General features: G+C 67.5%; 19 protein-coding genes and 1 riboswitch. Of the genes, 14 read left to right on the top strand and 5 right to left on the bottom strand.

The window, feature by feature from the left end; genetic code table 11:
• Positions 1 to 2: 2 nt before the first annotated feature.
• Positions 3 to 488, bottom strand: a complete 486-nt coding sequence (gene gpt / locus ACT53T_RS11200) for a xanthine phosphoribosyltransferase (RefSeq protein ID WP_476161250.1) — start codon at positions 486 to 488, stop codon at positions 3 to 5.
• Positions 489 to 509: 21 nt separating this feature from the next.
• Positions 510 to 1,262 carry a competence/damage-inducible protein A gene (locus ACT53T_RS11195; protein ID WP_476161249.1) on the bottom strand — a complete coding sequence of 251 codons (753 nt, stop codon included), beginning with the start codon at positions 1,260 to 1,262 and terminating at the stop codon, positions 510 to 512.
• A 160-nt stretch (positions 1,263 to 1,422) separates the two neighbouring features.
• On the opposite strand from ACT53T_RS11195, the gene map reads away from it, so the two are divergent.
• Positions 1,423 to 2,271: a type I methionyl aminopeptidase gene (map, locus tag ACT53T_RS11190; RefSeq protein WP_026191148.1), complete on the top strand. Its 849-nt coding sequence runs from the start codon at positions 1,423 to 1,425 to the stop codon at positions 2,269 to 2,271.
• Positions 2,268 to 3,008, top strand: coding sequence for a RadC family protein (gene radC, locus ACT53T_RS11185; RefSeq protein ID WP_476161248.1), 741 nt, complete (start codon positions 2,268 to 2,270; stop codon positions 3,006 to 3,008). The genes map and radC overlap by 4 nt, the downstream gene beginning before the upstream one ends.
• 9 nt (positions 3,009 to 3,017) lie before the next feature.
• Here the strand turns inward: radC and cobO are convergent, their stop codons facing one another.
• Genes cobO through ACT53T_RS11170 form a run of 3 tightly spaced genes read right to left on the bottom strand, consistent with a single transcriptional unit; the run spans position 3,018 to position 4,307 of the window.
• The gene (gene cobO / locus ACT53T_RS11180) at positions 3,018 to 3,656 is read right to left on the bottom strand and encodes a cob(I)yrinic acid a,c-diamide adenosyltransferase (protein ID WP_476161247.1); all 639 of its coding nucleotides are present in this window, start codon (positions 3,654 to 3,656) and stop codon (positions 3,018 to 3,020) included.
• A 20-nt stretch (positions 3,657 to 3,676) separates the two neighbouring features.
• Positions 3,677 to 4,015: a HepT-like ribonuclease domain-containing protein gene (locus ACT53T_RS11175; RefSeq protein ID WP_476161246.1), complete on the bottom strand. Its 339-nt coding sequence runs from the start codon at positions 4,013 to 4,015 to the stop codon at positions 3,677 to 3,679.
• On the bottom strand, positions 4,005 to 4,307 hold the full coding sequence (locus ACT53T_RS11170; RefSeq protein ID WP_476161245.1) for a nucleotidyltransferase family protein: 303 nt from the start codon (positions 4,305 to 4,307) through the stop codon (positions 4,005 to 4,007). The genes ACT53T_RS11175 and ACT53T_RS11170 overlap by 11 nt, the downstream gene beginning before the upstream one ends.
• Positions 4,308 to 4,354: 47 nt before the next feature.
• Positions 4,355 to 4,549, top strand: a riboswitch (cobalamin riboswitch).
• Between the two features lie 31 nt (positions 4,550 to 4,580).
• Between ACT53T_RS11170 and ACT53T_RS11165 the strand changes: the two genes are divergently transcribed.
• The 12 genes from ACT53T_RS11165 to ACT53T_RS11110 are packed head-to-tail and all read left to right on the top strand — an operon-like array spanning position 4,581 to position 17,220.
• On the top strand, positions 4,581 to 4,766 hold the full coding sequence (locus ACT53T_RS11165) for a CbtB domain-containing protein (protein ID WP_036288956.1): 186 nt from the start codon (positions 4,581 to 4,583) through the stop codon (positions 4,764 to 4,766).
• Positions 4,767 to 4,773: 7 nt separating this feature from the next.
• The gene (locus ACT53T_RS11160; protein ID WP_476161244.1) at positions 4,774 to 5,481 is read left to right on the top strand and encodes a CbtA family protein; all 708 of its coding nucleotides are present in this window, start codon (positions 4,774 to 4,776) and stop codon (positions 5,479 to 5,481) included.
• Positions 5,478 to 6,512 (top strand): cobalamin biosynthesis protein CobW, encoded by a 1,035-nt coding sequence (gene cobW / locus ACT53T_RS11155; RefSeq protein ID WP_476161243.1) that lies wholly within the window; start codon positions 5,478 to 5,480, stop codon positions 6,510 to 6,512. The genes ACT53T_RS11160 and cobW overlap by 4 nt, the downstream gene beginning before the upstream one ends.
• A 9-nt stretch (positions 6,513 to 6,521) precedes the next feature.
• On the top strand, positions 6,522 to 9,932 hold the full coding sequence (gene cobN / locus ACT53T_RS11150) for a cobaltochelatase subunit CobN (protein ID WP_476161242.1): 3,411 nt from the start codon (positions 6,522 to 6,524) through the stop codon (positions 9,930 to 9,932).
• The gene (cobG, locus tag ACT53T_RS11145; protein WP_476161241.1) at positions 9,929 to 11,230 is read left to right on the top strand and encodes a precorrin-3B synthase; all 1,302 of its coding nucleotides are present in this window, start codon (positions 9,929 to 9,931) and stop codon (positions 11,228 to 11,230) included. The genes cobN and cobG overlap by 4 nt, the downstream gene beginning before the upstream one ends.
• Complete coding sequence (locus tag ACT53T_RS11140) at positions 11,215 to 11,847, top strand: precorrin-8X methylmutase (protein ID WP_476161240.1); 633 nt, start codon at positions 11,215 to 11,217, stop codon at positions 11,845 to 11,847. Before cobG ends, ACT53T_RS11140 begins: the two co-directional genes overlap by 16 nt.
• Positions 11,844 to 12,617 (top strand): precorrin-2 C(20)-methyltransferase, encoded by a 774-nt coding sequence (locus ACT53T_RS11135; RefSeq protein WP_400766301.1) that lies wholly within the window; start codon positions 11,844 to 11,846, stop codon positions 12,615 to 12,617. The genes ACT53T_RS11140 and ACT53T_RS11135 overlap by 4 nt, the downstream gene beginning before the upstream one ends.
• Positions 12,614 to 13,381, top strand: a complete 768-nt coding sequence (cobJ, locus tag ACT53T_RS11130) for a precorrin-3B C(17)-methyltransferase (protein ID WP_400766304.1) — start codon at positions 12,614 to 12,616, stop codon at positions 13,379 to 13,381. Before ACT53T_RS11135 ends, cobJ begins: the two co-directional genes overlap by 4 nt.
• The gene (gene cbiE / locus ACT53T_RS11125) at positions 13,378 to 14,586 is read left to right on the top strand and encodes a precorrin-6y C5,15-methyltransferase (decarboxylating) subunit CbiE (protein WP_476161239.1); all 1,209 of its coding nucleotides are present in this window, start codon (positions 13,378 to 13,380) and stop codon (positions 14,584 to 14,586) included. The genes cobJ and cbiE overlap by 4 nt, the downstream gene beginning before the upstream one ends.
• Positions 14,583 to 15,134 carry a cobalamin biosynthesis protein gene (locus ACT53T_RS11120; RefSeq protein WP_476161238.1) on the top strand — a complete coding sequence of 184 codons (552 nt, stop codon included), beginning with the start codon at positions 14,583 to 14,585 and terminating at the stop codon, positions 15,132 to 15,134. Before cbiE ends, ACT53T_RS11120 begins: the two co-directional genes overlap by 4 nt.
• Positions 15,131 to 15,898: a precorrin-4 C(11)-methyltransferase gene (cobM, locus tag ACT53T_RS11115; protein ID WP_476161237.1), complete on the top strand. Its 768-nt coding sequence runs from the start codon at positions 15,131 to 15,133 to the stop codon at positions 15,896 to 15,898. Before ACT53T_RS11120 ends, cobM begins: the two co-directional genes overlap by 4 nt.
• Positions 15,895 to 17,220 carry a cobyrinate a,c-diamide synthase gene (locus ACT53T_RS11110; protein WP_476161347.1) on the top strand — a complete coding sequence of 442 codons (1,326 nt, stop codon included), beginning with the start codon at positions 15,895 to 15,897 and terminating at the stop codon, positions 17,218 to 17,220. The genes cobM and ACT53T_RS11110 overlap by 4 nt, the downstream gene beginning before the upstream one ends.
• Positions 17,221 to 17,284 lie beyond the last annotated feature (64 nt).

Raw genomic sequence — 17,284 nt, 5'->3', positions numbered from 1 at the left:
CGTCAGGACGATCCGCGCGCGATCGGCGCCTGGAAGCTGAGGCCCGTGTCCCAGGGAAAAAAAATCCAAGTGTCCTGCGAGACCTCGGTGACGAAAGTGTCGACCAGCGGCCGGCCTTGCGGCTTGGCGTAGACGGTGGCGAAATGCGCCTTGGGCAGCAGGGCGCGCACCACTTTCGCCGTCGCGCCCGTGTCGACGAGATCGTCGACGATCAGCACCTCCTCGCTCGGCAGGGTGAGAATCGCTTCGGAGAGCGGCTTCAGCACGCGGACCTCGCCGCGCTGGGTCTCCTCCTGATAGCTGGCGACGCCGATCGTATCGATGACCCGAATGCCGAGCTCGCGCGCGACGACGCCGGCCGGCACCAGTCCGCCGCGCGTCACCGCGACGATGGCGGAGAAGCCGCCCACCGCCGAAAGCCGCCAGGCGAGCGCCCGCGCGTCGCGGTGGAAAGCGTCCCAGGAAACCGGAAAGGCCTTGTCTTCCATTGTCGTGATCTCCCCCTCGCCTCAGAGCGGCGTTCCATTGGCGGTGAGCTCGACGATCAGCTTGCGCACCTTCTGCGTCGCCGCCTCCAGCTCGGCGCCGTCGCGGCTCCGCAGCACGATTTGGTTGCGCACGCCGGCGCTGGAAAAGGAGGGATAGGAGCCGACCGTGACCCGCTCATGCTCCTTCGCGATGCGCTCGAGATCGGCCGCGTAGCGTCCCTCTGGAATATTATGAGCGTCGACGGTCGCGACCTGCACCTTCACGCCTTTGACGATGCGCCCCGCCGCGGCGTCCAGCATGGCCTGCATGATGATCGGCACGCCGGCCATGACGATGACATTGCCGATCATGAAGCCCGGCGCCTTGGAAATGGCGTTCTCGATGAGATCGGCGCCTCGAGGAATGCGAGCCATGCGCCGGCGGGCGGGATTGAGGTCCTGCGGGGCGATGCGCTCCAGCAGCATGGCGATGGCGCGCTCATCCTCGCCGATCGGCACGCCGAAAGCCTTGGCGACCGCGTCGGCCGTGATGTCGTCATGGGTGGGGCCGATGCCGCCCGTGGTGAAGACATAGCCATAGCGGGAGCGAAGCGCGTTCAGCGCGGCGACGATCTCCTCCTCCACATCCGGCACGACGCGCACCTCGCGCAGGTCCACCCCCAATTCGCCGAGATATTTGGCGATATAATTGGTGTTGAGGTCCTGCGTGCGGCCGGAGAGGATTTCGTCTCCGATCACGAGCACGGCGGCCGTAACGATCTCTTCGCGTTCCATCGGGCCGCTCCTCGAGGTCAGTCTCGCCCGAACTCTATGCCACCGCCGCGGCCGAGGCCAGCCTCGGGGCCGCCCCGCTGCGTCGATGCGCATCTTGCTTTGCGGCGTCAATTTCTTAATTTATAAGCTGAAGCCGGCGAGGACCAACAGAGAGCGCAGCATGACATTCGTCGAGTCCCATCTCGCGGGCTCGGGCCGCAAGAGCGGCCAGATCAAGCTTCACGGCCCCGAGGATTTCGAGGGCATGCGTCTCGCCGGCCGGGTGACGGCCGAGGCGCTGGACATGCTCGTCCCGCATGTGAAGCCCGGCGTCACCACCAAGGAGCTGGACGATCTCGTCTTCGACTTCGCCATAGCCAATGGCGCCTATCCGGCCCCGCTCGACTATCGCGGCTATCGCAAATCCATCTGCACCTCGATCAACCATGTGGTCTGCCACGGCATTCCAGACGACAAGCCTCTGCGCGACGGCGATATCGTCAATGTCGACGTGACCTTCATCATCGACGGCTGGCATGGCGACGCCAGCCGCATGTTCGCCGTGGGCGAGGTTCCGCGCCGCGCCCAGCGCCTCATCGACGTGACCTATGAGAGCCTGATGCGCGGCATAGCGGCGGTGAAGCCGGGCGCCACCACCGGCGACATAGGCGCGGCGATCCAGCGTTTCGCCGAGGCCGAGCGCTGCTCCGTGGTGCGCGATTTCTGCGGCCATGGGCTCGGCCGCCTGTTCCACGACGAGCCGAATATTCTGCATTACGGCGTCGCCGGGCAGGGCGTGGAGCTTCGGCCCGGAATGTTCTTCACCATCGAGCCGATGATCAATCTCGGCCGGCCGCAGGTGAAGATTCTCGGCGACGGCTGGACGGCCGTCACCCGCGACCGCTCGCTCTCGGCCCAGTTCGAGCATTCGCTCGGCGTGACCGAGACTGGGGTGGAAATCTTCACCGCCTCGCCCGCCGGGCTCGACAATCCCAATGGCGCCTCGCCGGACGCGGCCAGCGCCGAATGAGCGAGACGCGCGTCCCTCGGCGCCGACCGGCCGGCGACAAGCCCGCCGACGGTCTGCGCGAGGAGGCGCCGCATTTTCATGGCCATAGGCAGAGGCTGCGCGACCGTTTCCTGGAGGCGGGCGAGGCTGCGCTCGCCGATTACGAGCTTTTGGAGCTGGTGCTCTACCGCGCCATTCCGCGGCGCGACGTCAAGCCTCTGGCCAAGGCGCTGATCGCGAGATTCGGCTCATTTTCCGAGGTGGCGGCGGCGCGGCCGGAGCGGCTGCGCGAGATCGACGGGCTCGGCGAGGCGGCGATCTGCGAGATCAAGCTGATGGAGGCCTCGGCGCGGCGCCTCGCGCGCAGCAATCTGCAGAAGCGGACCGTGCTCGGCTCCTTCATCGATGTGATCGACTATTGCCGCACGGCCATGGCCTATGCCGAGCGCGAGGAGTTCCGCATTCTCTTCCTCGATAAGCGCAACGCCTTGATCGCCGACGAGGTTCAGGGCGTCGGCACGGTGGATCACACGCCCGTCTATCCGCGCGAGGTGGTGCGGCGGGCGCTGGAGCTGGGCTCTTCCGCGCTGATATTGGCGCATAATCACCCGTCCGGCGATCCGACGCCCTCCACCGCCGACATTCGCATGACGCTGGACATCATCGCCATAGCGCAGCCTTTCGGCATCGCCGTGCACGACCATCTGATCGTCGGGCGGAATGGGCATTCGAGCCTGAAAGGGCTGAAATTCATTTGAGGAGCCGCCTCAAAACTCGATTCCGGCCTGGGCCTTCACCCCGGCCCGGAAGTGGTGCTTGACCATTGTCATCTCGGTGACGAGATCGGCCGCCGCGATCAGCTCCGGCTTGGCGTTGCGGCCGGTGACGACGATGTGGAGGTCGACGCGCCGCGCCGTCAGCGCCGCGATCACCTCATCGAGCGGCAGATGCTCGTAACGGAGCGCGATCGACAATTCGTCGAGCACGAGCAGCCGAATCGACTTCGAGGCCATCAACTCCTTCGCCTTCTCCCAGGCGCGCCGCGCCGCCGCCTCGTCGCGGGCGCGGTCCTGCGTCTCCCAGGTGAAGCCTTCGCCGAGCGTGTGCCAGGCGAGCAGCCCGTCCTCGCCGCCGAGCCTCTCGAGAATGCGCCGCTCGCCCGTGTCCCAGGCGCCCTTGCCGAATTGCACGACGCCCACCGCGAGCCCATGCCCCATCGCCCGCAGAGCGAGGCCGAAGGCCGCGGTCGATTTGCCCTTGCCGGGGCCGGTATGGACCATCAGCAGGCCTTTTTCGGCGATGCTCTTGCCGGCGACCTCGGCGTCCTGCACGGCTTTGCGCTTCTCCATCTTCTCACGATGGCGGCGGGCGGCGTCTTCTTCGAGCGGCTTGCTGGCGTCGGTCATGATTTTAATAAAGCGCAGGGCTAGCCATCTGTCGAGATTGCCGTCAGCAACGACCGAAGCGCTGGGATTTCTTCCGTCGCGGTCTTCCATAAAATATTGCAGTCGATGTCATAATAGGCGTGAATCAAGCGATTGCGCATCGATGTGATCTCGCGCCAGGGCACAGAGGGCGCGGCGGCGCGAGTCTCGAGACTTACTTTGGACGCCGCCTCGCCCATGATTTCGATTGCGCGAGCCAGCGCGAAGGTGAGCATTCGATTCCTGTCGAGATCGCTGCGCACACGGCCCGCGATGAAACGGCCGGCGTCTTCCGCCGCCTCGATCATATGGCGAATTCGTATCGCATCGTCAGGCGGCATACTGAATCTCGGCCTTGCGTACGACGTCCTCACGAAAATATCGGCTGAGATCCCCGGCCGTGCGCAGGTCGATGGTCCGTCCGCCGAGCAGCTCGGACAGTTCCGTCTCGATGCGGGCCATTCCGAGCAGCCCCGGCTCGCGATCCGGCTCGAACTCGACCAGGAGATCGATATCGCTGTCCGGCCGCGCAGAGCCCGAGAGCTCGGAGCCGAACAAGGAGAGCCTGCGGATGTGATGCCGACGGCAGACGGCGGCCAACGCGTCCGGGTCGGGGAAGACCAGGGCAGACATTCGTCAACTCCTCGTAGCCGCGCCGTTTGACGGCGCCCGAGCGCCAGATTATGACTGGTTGCGACGGTCCTCCGCAAGGAGGCGAAGAGGGAATGCGGTATGGGGCTCGCCCCTGATCCGCGGCTGCCCCCGCAACTGTGAGCGGCGAGCGCGCGCCCGTGATGCCACTGGGTCAAAACCCGGGAAGGCGGCGCGCGCAGCGACCCGTGAGCCAGGAGACCTGCCGTCGCCCGAAACCATTGAGGCCGCCGGTGGGGCGGCGAGGAGCAGAACATGACCACGAAGACCCTTTCCGCCGCCGCGATCGTCTCCGCCAGCCGCCTCGAGATCCTGCGCGCCGCGCTGGTCGTGTTCACGCTCGGCGCCGGCCTCGTCTATCTGGCCGGCTTCTCCTATGCGAGCGTCGCGCATAACGCCGCGCATGATTCGCGCCATTCGCTCGGCTTCCCCTGCCATTGACGCAGCGGTGATCCAGCGACTCCTCGCGGTCGGCCTTTTGGCCGGCCTTCTCGCGGGGCTAGCGGTCGCGGCCCTGCAGAATGTCACCACGACTCCGCTGATCCTCGCCGCCGAGGTCTATGAGACCGCGGCCGAGCAGGCTCATGCCGGAGTCGAGGCGCATCAGCACGCGCACGCCGTCGAGCCCGCTTGGGAGCCCGCGCCGGGCCTCCAGCGCACCGCCGCGACCAGCCTCGCCACCAGCGTCACCTCCATCGGCTACGCTTTCGTGCTGCTGGCTCTGATGCTGCTCTCCGGCGAAACGATCGAGCCCAAGCGCGCCGCGCTCTGGGGCGCCTGCGCTTTCGCCTCCACCGGCCTCGCCACCAGCCTCGGCCTCGCGCCGGAGCTGCCGGGCAGCGCCGCCGGCGATCTCGCCGCGCGCCAGCTCTGGTGGATCGGCACGGCGGCCGCGACCGGCGCCGGCCTTTTTGCGCTGCTGCGCGTCGAGCGTCCGCTCGTCAAAGCGCTCGGCGTCGCGCTCATTATCGCGCCGCATCTCATCGGCGCGCCGCAGCCGCCCGCGCCGGAGAGCACCGCGCCGGCCGAGCTGGCCGCGCGTTTCGCCGCCGCTTCGCTCGCCATTCACGCGATCACCTGGATTCTGGTCGGCGCGGCGGTCGGCTTCGTCTGGCGCCGTCTGCCGACAAAGACCGGCGCGGAGGCCGCGGCGTGAGCGCTCTCGCCAAAATCCCCGCCACCATCGTCACCGGCTTTCTCGGCGCCGGCAAGACGACGCTGATTCGCCATATCCTCGAGACGGCGCGCGGCCGCCGCCTCGCGCTCATCATCAACGAGTTCGGCGATGTCGGCGTGGACGGCGATATTCTTCGCGCCTGCGGCGTGGAGAATTGCCCCGAGGAAAACATCGTCGAGCTGGCCAATGGGTGCCTCTGCTGCACCGTGGCCGATGATTTCGCGCCGGCGATCGAGGCGCTGCTCGCGCATCCGAACCGGCCCGAGCACATCATCATCGAGACCTCCGGCCTCGCTCTGCCCAAGCCTCTGGTCAAAGCCTTCGAATGGCCGACGATCCGCCCGCATCTCACTGTCGATGGCGTCATCGCCGTGGTGGACGGCCCCGCGGTGGCGGCGGGCCGTTTCGCCGATGATCTCGACGCCATCGCCAAGGAGCGCGCCGAAACCCTCGCGATCGACCACGACAATCCGCTGGAAGAAGTGTTCGAGGATCAGCTTCTCTGCGCCGATCTCATCGTGCTCAACAAGACCGATCTGCTGAGCGCGGAAGACGAAGCGCAAGTCGCAGAGCAAATCCGCGCCACCGCGCCCCGTGCGATAAAGCTGCTGCGCGCCAGCGAGGGCAGGCTCGATCCCGCGATACTCCTTGGCCTCGGCGCGGCGGCGGAGGACGATCTCGCCAATCGCCCCTCTCACCATGATACGGAAGAGGGCCACGATCACGATGATTTCGAGAGCTTCGTCGTCGAGATCGCCGCCGCGCGCGATCCGGCCGAGCTGATCGAGCGCCTGGCCCGCGTCGCCGAGGCGCATGACGTTCTTCGCATGAAAGGCTTCGTCGAAATCGCCGGCAAGCCGATGCGCCTCTTGGTGCAGGGCGTCGGCGCGCGTTTCCGTCATCAGTTCGACCGCCCCTGGCGCGCCGATGAAACGCGCGCGAGCCGCCTCGTCGTCATCGGCGAGAAGGGTCTCGATCGCGCGGGCGTGACGGCCATGCTGACGAGCTGAGGACGCGCCATGCATCTGCTCGCGCGCGATCTCCATGGCCTCGACGATAATGAGGCGGCGGTCGATCTCGGGCAGACGCCGGCGCAAATCGTCTTCCTCTCTTTCTCCGACGCCGAGCTTTGCCTCCTCGCCGAGCTGCATGAGCAGAACGCCGCGCTTCCCTCCTTGCGCTGCGCCTCGCTCGCTAAGCTGAAGCACCCCTATTCGGTCGATCTCTACATCGACAAGGTCGCGCGCCATGCGCGGCTCGTGGTCGTGCGCCTGCTCGGCGGCAAGGATTACTGGGCCTATGGCGTCGATGAGCTCGCGACCGCGGCGCGCATGCGCGGCTTCGCGCTGGCGGTCGTTCCCGGCGACATGCATGGCGACGAACGGCTGGAGCGAGCCTCCACGATTTCTTCCGACGCGCTCGCGCGCATCTGGTCCTTCTTCCGCGACGGCGGGCCGGACAATCTGCGCTCCTTCCTCGGCTACGCGGCGACTCTCGCCGGAACGCCCACGCCTTGGCGCGAGAGCGCGTCCGCCCCGCTCGCCGGCCGCTGCGAGCAAGCCTGCCGAAACAATCACGCTCCCCCTCATGCTGAGGAGGTCGCGAAGCGACCGTCTCGAAGCACGAGGGGGAACTCCAGAGGGCCGCGCGTAACGGCTCCCTCGTCCTTCGAGACGCCGCCTTCGGCGGCTCCTCAGGATGAGGGAGCCTCCGGCTGCGTTGCATCGGCTCCACGTGCGCTCGTCACCTTCTACCGCTCCGCCTGGCTCGCCGGCGATTTCGCGCCGATCGTCGCGCTCGCCGATGCGCTGCATGCGCGCGGCTTCTGCGTCGAAGCCTATTTCGTCGCCAGCCTCAAGGACGCCGCTTGCGAGACGCTGCTCGCGCAGACGATCGCAGATTTCCGTCCCGATGTGATTCTCAACGCCACCGCCTTCTCCGCGCGCACGGAAGGCGGCTCGGTGCTCGATCGCGCCGACGCGCCGGTTCTCCAAATCGCGCTCGCCACTTCGACGCGCGAAGCCTGGGAAAATTCCAAGCGCGGCGCCAATGGCGCCGATCTCGCGATGAATGTCGTGCTGCCGGAAGTCGACGGCCGCATCTTCGCCGGCGTCGTCTCCTTCAAGGCGCAAACGCGCGAACGCGCGATGAGCGAATTCGCAGAAATCCGCCATTCGCCCGAGCCGTCGCGCATAGATCATGTCGCGGCGCTCGCGCAAAATTGGGCGCGCTTGCGCCGGCTCGGGCATAGCGAGAAGGGCCTCGCGCTCGTGCTCTCCGATTATCCGGCGCGACGCGGGCGCGGCGGCTATGCGATCGGCCTCGACACGCCGAAAAGCGTGCTCGCAATATGCGATCTGCTGCGTGACGCGGGTTACGACATCGGCTCTCTCGATCATGAGACCGCAGCGCCCGATCTCGTCATGCGCGCGCTCGAGGACGCCGCGCATTGCGCGGAGCTGCCGCTCGTCGAATATCAGCGCCTTTTCGCCGATCTGCCGGACGATTTCACCGAACAAGTCCTCGCCGCCTGGGGCGCGCCGCAAGAAGATCCGGCGCTCGCGAGCGGCGCCTTTCGCTTTTCCTGCATAGAGACCGGCAAGCTCGTCATCGCATTGCAGCCGGATCGCGGAAGCAGAGCCGAACGTCGCGAGACCTATCACGACGCCGAGCTCGCTCCGCGCCACGCCTATATCGCTTTCTATCTGTGGTTGCGCCATAGTCGAAGCATAGATGCGATGATTCATCTCGGCACGCATGGCACGCTGGAATGGCTGCCCGGCAAATCGGCGATGCTCGGACCGTCTTGCGCGCCGCAAGTTTTGCTCGGCGCCACGCCGCTCGTCTATCCCTTCATCGTCAATGATCCGGGCGAGGCTGCGCAAGCCAAGCGCCGCGCCGGCGCGGTGACGATCGGCCATATGACTCCGCCGCTCGTCGAAGCGGGACTCGCCGCCGAGGCGGAAGAGATAGAAAGCCTGCTCGACGAATATGCGAGCGCCGCGACGCTCGATCCGCGCCGCGCCAAGCTGGTGGCGGAAACGATTCTCGATGTCGCCGAACGCAGCGGCCTCGCGCAGGAATGCGACGTCACGCGCGAAACCGATCGCGCGGAAGCATTGGCGCGGCTCGACGCCTGGCTCTGCGATGTGAAGGAAATGCGCATCGGCGATGGGCTGCACATATTCGGCGATGGCCCTTGCGGCGCGGCCGAGGCGAGCGGCTTGCTGCGCGCGCTCGCGGGCCGTTTCGTCGAGCCCGGCCCGGCCGGCGCGCCCTCGCGCGGACGCGCCGACGTTGCGCCGACAGGCCGCAATCTCTTCTGCATCGATCCGCGCCATGTTCCGACGCGCATTGCGCATGATATCGGCGCCCGCGCGGCGCGCGAGGTGATGATGCGTCATGCGCAAGAGCAGGGCGAATGGCCGCGCAATATCGTGCTCGATCTCTGGGGCAGCGCCACCATCCGCACCGGAGGCGAGGATTTCGCGCAAGCGCTGGCGCTGATGGGCGTCGCGCCGCTCTGGGACAACGCCAGCGCGCGCGTCAGCGGCTTCGAGATTCGGCCGCTCGCGCGTCGCGATTTTCCACGCGTCGACGTCACGCTGCATATATCGGGGCTGTTTCGCGACATGTTCCCCGGCCTCATCGCGCTTTTCCACGACGCCGTCGCAGCCGTCGCTGCGCTCGACGAGGAGGACGCGTCCAATCCGCTCGCGGCCGCTCGCCGCGCCGGCCGCGCGCTCGAGCGCGTCTTCGGCGCCGCGCAAGGAAGCTATGGCCTCGGCCTGTCGGAAGCCATTGCTCGCGGCGATACGCGCGATGCATTGGGCCAGGCCTTTCTCGCAGCGGGCGGCCATGCGGTCTCGCGCAATGGCGAGAGCGCGCCGGCGCGCGAGGCTTTCGGCGAGCGCGTCGGCTCCGCCGACGCTCTGCTGCATGTGCAGGATATGGCGGAGACGGATGTGCTCACCGGCGCCGCCTTCGCGGAATTCGAAGGCGGATTTTCCGCCGCCAACGCCGCGCTGGGAGGCTCCGCGCAGATCACCCATATCGACGCGACGCGCCCCGCCGCATTGAAGCTGCGCTCGCTCGAGCAAGAGATCGCGCGCGTCATTCGCGGCCGCGCCGCCAATCCGCGCTGGCTCGCGGGGCAGATGCGCCATGGCCATCGCGGCGCGGCGGAAATCGCCGAGACGCTCGACAATCTCTTCGCTTTCGCCGCGACGACGCCGCATGTGCGCGACGCGCAATGGGATCTCGTCTTCGATTCGACGCTCGGCGCGCCGAATGTTCGCGACTTTCTGCTCGCCGTCAATCCGCGCGCGGCAGAGGCCATTCGCGACATGTTTCAGCGCGCCATAGCGCGCGGCTTCTGGCGCACGCGGCGCAACAGCGTCGCTGCGGCGCTCGAGGGGCCCGCGTTATGACCGCCGCGCCAAAAATCCAAGGCTGGTGCCCCGGCGCGCTGCGGCCGATGCAGAGCGGCGACGGCCTTCTCTTGCGTGCGAAGACGACGCATCCGCGTCTTTCGGCGCGGCAGGCGCGCGAAATCGCTTCGATCGCGCAGGATTGCGGCAATGGCCTCGTCGATCTCTCGCAGCGCGCGCAATTGCAATTGCGCGGCGTGAGCGAAGCGGAGCTCGAGCAGGCGCAGAGCCGCCTCGCCGCGCTGGGCCTGCTCGCCGAAGATGCGGCGACGGAGAGCCTGCTCAATTTCCTCGTCTCGCCTTTTGTCGATGCGCAGGCGAGCGCTCTCGTCGCGCGTCTCGCGCAATCGCTCGTCGATGACGCGCCTCTTCGCGACTTGCCTGGAAAATTCGGCTTTCTCGTCGATGATGGCGGCGCGCTCGGCCTCTCCGCTTCGACCATGGATATTCGCCTCGAGGCGCATGGAGAAAATATCGCCGTCATCGCCGATGGCGCGCGCGAACATGCTTTTCTCGCAACGCCGGAAACGGCGAGCGATGTGGCCTTAGCGCTCGCGCGCGCTTTTCTCGCCTTGCGGAAAGGCCGTGAATTCGAATTGCGTCGCATGCGGAATGTCGTCGCCGCCTTCGGCCTCTCGGCGCTGGGGGAAGCGGCGGCTCACACGCCGACGCCGTACACATCGCTCTGTTGCGCCGCTTCCGCCGTAGAGATTTTCGGAGCGCGGCTGTCTCACGAAGGCGGCGAAAACGGCGTGAAGTGTTTCGTCGGCGTAGGCGCGCCCTCTGGGCGATTGCGCGCGGATGATCTTCACGCGCTCGCAGCGCTGGCCGAAGTCCATGGCTTGAACGAATTGCGCCTCACACCCTGGCGCGCGCTGCTGCTGCCCTGCGCGGATCTCGACGCCGCGCAAAAAATCGTCGAGGTCGCGGGCGGGCGCGGCCTCGTCGTTGCGGCGGACGATCCGCGCCTTTCCGTCATTGCCTGTCCCGGCGCGCCGGAATGTCCGCAGGCGCATGCGCCGACGCGCGATCTCGCCGAAATTCTCGCTCCTCTCGCGGCGCGGCTTGCGTCGGACGGCGCGAGGCTGCACATATCGGGCTGCGCCAAGGGCTGCGCCTCTCCCGCTGCGGCGAAGGTCGCGCTGGTGGCGACGCCGCGAGGATTCGATCTCATCGACAATGGACGCGCCAATGATGCGCCGACGTTGCGAGACCTCGGCGTGAATGAGATAGAAGACGCAATGAGAGCGCGCATCGCGCTCGCTACGAGTAAGGAGCCGCAATGTCCGGCGCATTGACCTACATACGCGACGGCGCCGCGATCTATGACCGCTCCTTCGCCATCATTCGCGCAGAGGCGCGGCTCGAGCGCTTCTCGCGTGAGGAGGAGCGCGTCGCCGTGCGCATCATCCATGCCTGCGGAATGGTGGAGATCGCCGACGATATCGTCTTCTCGCCCGGCTTCGCCGAGGCGGCGAGCGCGGCGCTGCGCAATGGCGCGCCCATTCTCTGTGACGCGAATATGGTCGCTCACGGCGTCACCCGCGCGCGCCTGCCTGCGAATAATGAGGTGATCTGCACGCTCGCCGATCCACGCACGCGCGCGCTCGCCGAGGAAATGAAGACGACGCGCAGCGCCGCGGCGATGGAGCTGTGGCGCGAGAAGCTCGGCGGCGCCGTCGTCGCCATCGGCAATGCGCCGACCTCGCTGTTCCGACTGCTGGAGATGCTCGACGAAGGCGCAGCCCCGCCCGCTGCGATCGTCGCAATGCCGGTCGGCTTCGTCGGCGCGGCGGAATCCAAAGAGGCGGCGCTCGCCGACGGACGCGTTCCGACGGCGATCGTGCGCGGACGCAAGGGCGGCAGCGCCATGGCCGCCGCGGCGATCAATGCGCTGGCGAGCGAGAAAGAATGAATATCGTCGATCCGAATCTGCGCGCCGACGATGGCGCGCGCGTCACGCTGGGCGCGCTGCTCGGGGTCGGCCTCGGCCCCGGCGATCCCGAGCTGATGACGCTGAAAGCCGCGCGTCTGGTGAGCGAGGCAAAAGTCGTCGCCTATTTTTCCAAGCGCGGAAAGCCGAGCCATGCGCGCGCCATCGCCGCGCGCTTCATCGCGAAGGATTGCGAGGAGATCGCGCTCGCCTATCCGCTGACGACAGAGATTCCTTTCGATCACCCCGACTATGTGGCGGCGCTCGCCGCCTTCTATGAGGAGAGCGCGGAGCGTCTCGCCTTGCATCTTTCGCTCGGCCGCGACGTCGCGCTGCTCTGCGAGGGCGATCCGATGCTCTACGGCTCCTTCATGCATTTGCAGACGCGCTTGTCGTCGCGATTTCGCGTGGAGGTTTGCGCGGGCGTCTCCGGCATGTCGGGCTGCTTCGCCTCGGCGCGCCAGCCGATGACATGGGGCGACGATGTGCTGACCGTCATTCCCGCGACTCTGCCGCGCGAAATTCTCGCGCAGCGCCTCGCCGCGACCGACGCCGCCGTGGTGATGAAGCTCGGCGGCAATCTCGGCAAGCTGCGCCGCGCCCTCGAGGACGCCGAGCTCATCGAGCGCGCCATCTATGTCGAGCGTGGCACAATGGCGGAGGAGAAGATCATGCGCTTGGCCGAGAAGCGCGACGATGATGCGCCTTATTTCGCGCTGGTGCTCGTGCCCGGCGCCGGACGTCGGCCGTGACGGCGGCGAAGCGCTGCGGCAGGCTCTTCGTCATCGGCCTCGGTCCGGGCGATGCGCGCTTTCTCACCGCGGAAGCGCAGCAGGCGTTGAGCGCTGCGCAATATGTCATCGGCTATGCGCCCTATGTCGCGCGCGTTCCTGTCACGCCCGGCCAGACGCGCCTTGCGAGCGACAATCGCGTCGAGATCGCGCGCGCCGAAGAAGCGCTGCGTCTCTCCGCGAGCGGAAGCGACGTGGCTGTCGTGTCGGGCGGCGATCCGGGCATTTTCGCAATGGCGGCCGCAGTGTTGGAGGCGATCGACAATGGCGATCCGGCGTGGCGCGATCTCGACATAGAAATTCTCCCCGGAATCTCCGCCATGCAGGCGGCGGCGGCGCGGCTCGGCGCGCCGCTCGGCCATGATTTCTGCGTGATCTCGCTCTCCGACAATCTCAAGCCGTGGGAGGTGATCGCAAATCGTCTCGAGCTGGCGGCGCGCGCCGATTTCGTCATGGCTTTCTACAATCCCGCCTCGCGCGCGCGGCCGCAGCGCATTCACGATACATTCGCGCTGCTGCGCCGCGTCTTGCCGGCAGATCGCATCGTGGTCTTCGCGAAATCGGTCGGCCGCGCGGAGGAGAATATCGCGATCGCCACGTTGGGCGACGCCGATCCGAGCGTCGTCGACATGTCGACCTTGGTGCTCATCGGCGCGAGCGGCACCAAGCTCGTCTCGCGCGAGAATGCGCCGCCTTTCGTCTATACGTCGCGGAAGGCGATATGAGCGCGGCGCGCTGGCTTTCGCTCATCGGCATAGGCGAGGATAGCCTCGCGGCGCTGACGTCGGCCGCGCGCGCGCTCATCGCCGACGCCTCGCTCATCATCGGCGGCGCGCGGCATCTCGAGCTGATCGGCCCGCAGAAAGCGGAGACGCTCCTCTGGCCTTCGCCGCTCTCCGCGGCGATGGAGACGATCCTCGCGCATCGCGGCGCGCCGACCGTGGTGCTGGCGAGCGGCGATCCTTTCTTCTTCGGCGTCGGCGATATGATCGCGCGCAATGTGGCGGCGGAGGAGATTCTCTGCCTTCCGGCGCCGTCTTCCTTTTCTCTCGCCGCCGCGCGGCTGAATTGGAGCCAGCAGGATTGCGCATTGCTGTCGCTGCATGGCCGCGCTTTCGAGCGCGTGACGCCGCATCTGCAGCCTTCGCGCCGATTGCTCATTCTGTCATGGGACGAGACGACGCCCGCGCGCCTCGCGGCGCATCTGACCGCGCTCGGCATGGGCGAGTCGCGCATCCATGTGCTCGAGCATATGGGCGGCGCCAAGGAGCGCATTCGGAGCGCGCGAGCGGAGGCGTTTTCGCTCACCGACATTGCGCCGCTCAACACGATCGGCGTCGAGGCGATCGCGGGTCCCGGCGCGCGCATTCTGCCGCTGACGCCGGGCCTGCCGGATGATTGGTTCGAGCATGACGGGCAGATCACCAAGCGCGACATTCGCGCCGTGACTCTCGCCGCGCTCGCGCCGCGCCGCGGCGAATGCTTGTGGGACATAGGCGCGGGTTCCGGCTCCATCGCCATCGAATGGATGCTCGCCGATCCCGCCAATCGCGCCATTGCGATCGAGCAGAATGCGACGCGCGCGGCGCGTATCGCGCGCAATGCGGTGGCGCTCGGCGTTCCCGATCTCGCGATCGTCGAAGGCACGGCGCCGCGAGCGCTCGCGGGATTGCCGACGCCGGATGCGATCTTCATCGGCGGAGGCGGGGAAGCGGAGATCATAGAGGCGGCGTGGAATGCTCTGTCCTTGCGCGGACGCATCGTCGCCAATGCGGTGACGATAGAGACACAGGCGCTGCTGATCGACGCTTTTGGGCGCATGGGCGGCGAGCTGGTGAGCATTGCGATTTCGAAAGCGCGTCCGATCGGCTCCTATCACGCGCTGGAGCCGGCGCTGCCGGCGTTGCAATGGCGCGCGGTGAAGAGTTGAGCGCGCGCTACGCGATCGGCATAGGCGCGCGCAGCGGCGTGGATGCGCGAGAGGCGGTCGCGCTGATCGAGAAAGCTCGCGAAGCCTATGTGCGCGATCCTTCTCCTGCTCGCGGGAGAAGGTGGCCCGGCATAGCCGGGTCGGATGAGGGCTCGCCGTGGCGTCGTGGTATCGAGGATGAGGGCGGCGCGGACCCTCATCCGACCTCGCTTCGCGAGGCTGCCTTCTCCCACGAGTGGGAGAAGGAGTGGAGCGGCGAGATTTCGCTTTTTACCATCGAGTCGAAGCGGGGCGAGAACGGGCTTCATGACGCGGCGCGATTGCTGAATTTGCCGCTCGTCTTTCTTCCGCTCGATACGCTCCTCGCTCGCAAGAATGAGCTTCTCACCCGCTCGCCGCGCGTGGAGGCGCTCACCGGCGTCGGCAGCGTGGCGGAGGCCGCGGCGCTGGTCGGGGCCGGGGCGGGAAGCGGTCTGCTCGGGCCGCGCCTCGCCAGCGCCGGCCTCACCTGCGCGATCGCGCGAAATGCGCTAGAGGAAGCGCCATGACCATATATTTCATCGGCGCCGGTCCGGGCGCCGCCGATCTGCTGACTCTGCGCGGCCGCGACATTCTCGCGCGCTGCCCGGTCTGCCTCTATGCCGGCTCGCTGGTCGCGCCGGAAATCCTGGCCCATTGCCCGCCGGACGCGCGTATCGTCGACACGGCGCCGCTGTCGCTCGACGCGATCATCGCGGAGATGCAGAAGGCGACGGCGGCCGGGCAAGATGTCGCGCGGCTGCATTCGGGCGATCTCTCCATTTGGAGCGCCGTGGGCGAGCAGACGCGGCGGCTCGACGCGCTCGGGATCGCTTACACGATCACGCCGGGCGTGCCGGCCTTCGCCGCCGCCAGCGCCACGCTGAGGCGCGAGCTGACCTTGCCGGAAGTGGCGCAATCGGTGGTGCTGACGCGCACTTCGGGCCGCGCCTCGGCCATGCCGGAGACGGAGACGCTGGCCGCCTTCGCCGCCGCGCGGGCGACAATGGCCATTCATCTCTCCATCCATGCGCTGCAGCGCGTCGTCGCCGAGCTGACGCCCTTTTATGGCGCGGACTGCCCCATAGCGCTGGTCTATCGCGCCTCCTGGCCCGACGAGCGCGTTGTGAGAGGCACGCTCGCGACCATTGAAGCGCTGGCGGGCGAAGCGCCGATGGAGCGCACCGCGCTCATACTCGTCGGCGAGGCGCTGGCGGCGGAGGATTTCCGCGAGAGCGCGCTCTATGACGCGGGCTATGATCGCCGCTTTCGGCCCACGGGAGCGGGACGCTGACCGCGCCCGGAATTCTCATCGCCGCCGTCCGCTCCGGCGCGGGCAAGACCACTGTGACTCTGGGTCTGATGCGCGCGCTGGCGCGGCGCGGCCTGCGGGTCTCGGGCGTCAAATGCGGGCCGGATTATATAGACCCCGCCTTTCACGCCGTTGCGACCGGACGCGCGAGCTTCAATCTCGACTCCTGGACGATGGAGGCCGAGCTGCTCGCGCAGCTGGCGCTGCGCGCGGGCGAGGACGCCGATCTCGTCGTCGCGGAAGGGGCGATGGGGCTTTTCGACGGCGCGCCCGGCGCGCTGGCGCAGACGGGCGCCTCGGCGGACATAGCCGCTCATATCGGCTGGCCCGTGCTGCTGGTGATGGATGTCTCGGGGCAGGCGCAGAGCGCAGCGGCCATAGCGCGCGGCGTCGCGCTGCACGACGCGCGGGTAAGGCTCGCCGGCGTGCTGCTCAATCGCACCGGCTCGGAGCGCCATCGCAAGCTCGCGCAGGAGGCGATCGAGGCGGTCGGCATAAAAGTGCTCGGCGCGCTGCCGCGTGATTCCGGCGTCGCGCTGCCCGAGCGGCATTTGGGTCTGGTGCAGGCCGGCGAGACGCGAGGGCTGGAGGCTCTGCTCGATCGGCTGGCCGAGCGCATGGAGGCTCATGTCGATCTCGACGCCTTGCTCGCCGCCGCGGGAGGCGGGCTCGTCGATCTCGCGTCCGGTCCGCTCGACGTCCCGTATCCGCCGGGCGGCCGCATCGCCGTCGCGCAGGACGAGGCTTTCTCTTTCTTCTATCCGCATCTCGCCCGCGCTTGGCGCGAGGCGGGCGCGGAGATCGTTTTCTTCTCGCCGCTCGCCGATGAAGTCCCGCCGGAGGATTGCGACGCCTGCTGGCTTCCCGGAGGCTATCCAGAGCTCCATGCGGGCCGGCTGGCGGCGGCGCAGAATTTTCTCGGCGGGCTTCGCCGCTTCGCCGCGACGCGCGCGATCCATGGCGAGTGCGGCGGCTATATGACGCTCGGGCGGACGCTGACCGACGCGGCCGGAGAGGCGCATGAGATGGCCGGCCTGCTCGATCTGGCGACGAGTTTTGCGCAGCGCAAACTTCATTTGGGCTATAGGCGCGCAAGGCTTCTCGCCGATGGCGCGCTGGGCGCCGCGGGCGACGAGCTCGCCGGGCATGAATTCCACTATGCGACCATCGTAAGCGAGAATGGCGAGCCCTTTGCGATGGTTACAGACGCCTATTCGCAGGAGCAGCGGCCGGCGGGGCTGCGGGCGGGGCGGGTGACGGGAAGCTTCTTCCACGCAATGACGAAAAAAAAGGGCCGCCGGTAACGCCAGCGGCCCAAGTCAAGGGAGGAAACGCCCAAGGAGGGCTACGGAGCGAGAGAAGTTCTCG

Source organism: Methylosinus sp. DMC45 (genome assembly GCF_056313885.1).
The sequence above is the reverse complement of the archived record's forward strand: the minus strand, read 5'-3'. Positions and strand labels throughout refer to the sequence as shown.

Excerpts from the sequence above, each read along its gene's own strand:
- radC (WP_476161248.1), top strand. The coding sequence starts at position 2,268 with ATGAGCGAGACGCGCGTCCCTCGGCGCCGACCGGCCGGCGACAAGCCC.
- cobG (WP_476161241.1), top strand. The coding sequence starts at position 9,929 with ATGACCGCCGCGCCAAAAATCCAAGGCTGGTGCCCCGGCGCGCTGCGG.
- cobN (WP_476161242.1), top strand. The coding sequence starts at position 6,522 with ATGCATCTGCTCGCGCGCGATCTCCATGGCCTCGACGATAATGAGGCG.
- cobO (WP_476161247.1), bottom strand. The coding sequence starts at position 3,656 with ATGACCGACGCCAGCAAGCCGCTCGAAGAAGACGCCGCCCGCCGCCAT.
- ACT53T_RS11165 (WP_036288956.1), top strand. The coding sequence starts at position 4,581 with ATGACCACGAAGACCCTTTCCGCCGCCGCGATCGTCTCCGCCAGCCGC.
- ACT53T_RS11170 (WP_476161245.1), bottom strand. The coding sequence starts at position 4,307 with ATGTCTGCCCTGGTCTTCCCCGACCCGGACGCGTTGGCCGCCGTCTGC.
- ACT53T_RS11195 (WP_476161249.1), bottom strand. The coding sequence starts at position 1,262 with ATGGAACGCGAAGAGATCGTTACGGCCGCCGTGCTCGTGATCGGAGAC.
- cobM (WP_476161237.1), top strand. The coding sequence starts at position 15,131 with ATGACCATATATTTCATCGGCGCCGGTCCGGGCGCCGCCGATCTGCTG.
- ACT53T_RS11140 (WP_476161240.1), top strand. The coding sequence starts at position 11,215 with ATGTCCGGCGCATTGACCTACATACGCGACGGCGCCGCGATCTATGAC.
- cbiE (WP_476161239.1), top strand. The coding sequence starts at position 13,378 with ATGAGCGCGGCGCGCTGGCTTTCGCTCATCGGCATAGGCGAGGATAGC.
- ACT53T_RS11175 (WP_476161246.1), bottom strand. The coding sequence starts at position 4,015 with ATGCCGCCTGACGATGCGATACGAATTCGCCATATGATCGAGGCGGCG.
- ACT53T_RS11135 (WP_400766301.1), top strand. The coding sequence starts at position 11,844 with ATGAATATCGTCGATCCGAATCTGCGCGCCGACGATGGCGCGCGCGTC.
- gpt (WP_476161250.1), bottom strand. The coding sequence starts at position 488 with ATGGAAGACAAGGCCTTTCCGGTTTCCTGGGACGCTTTCCACCGCGAC.
- map (WP_026191148.1), top strand. The coding sequence starts at position 1,423 with ATGACATTCGTCGAGTCCCATCTCGCGGGCTCGGGCCGCAAGAGCGGC.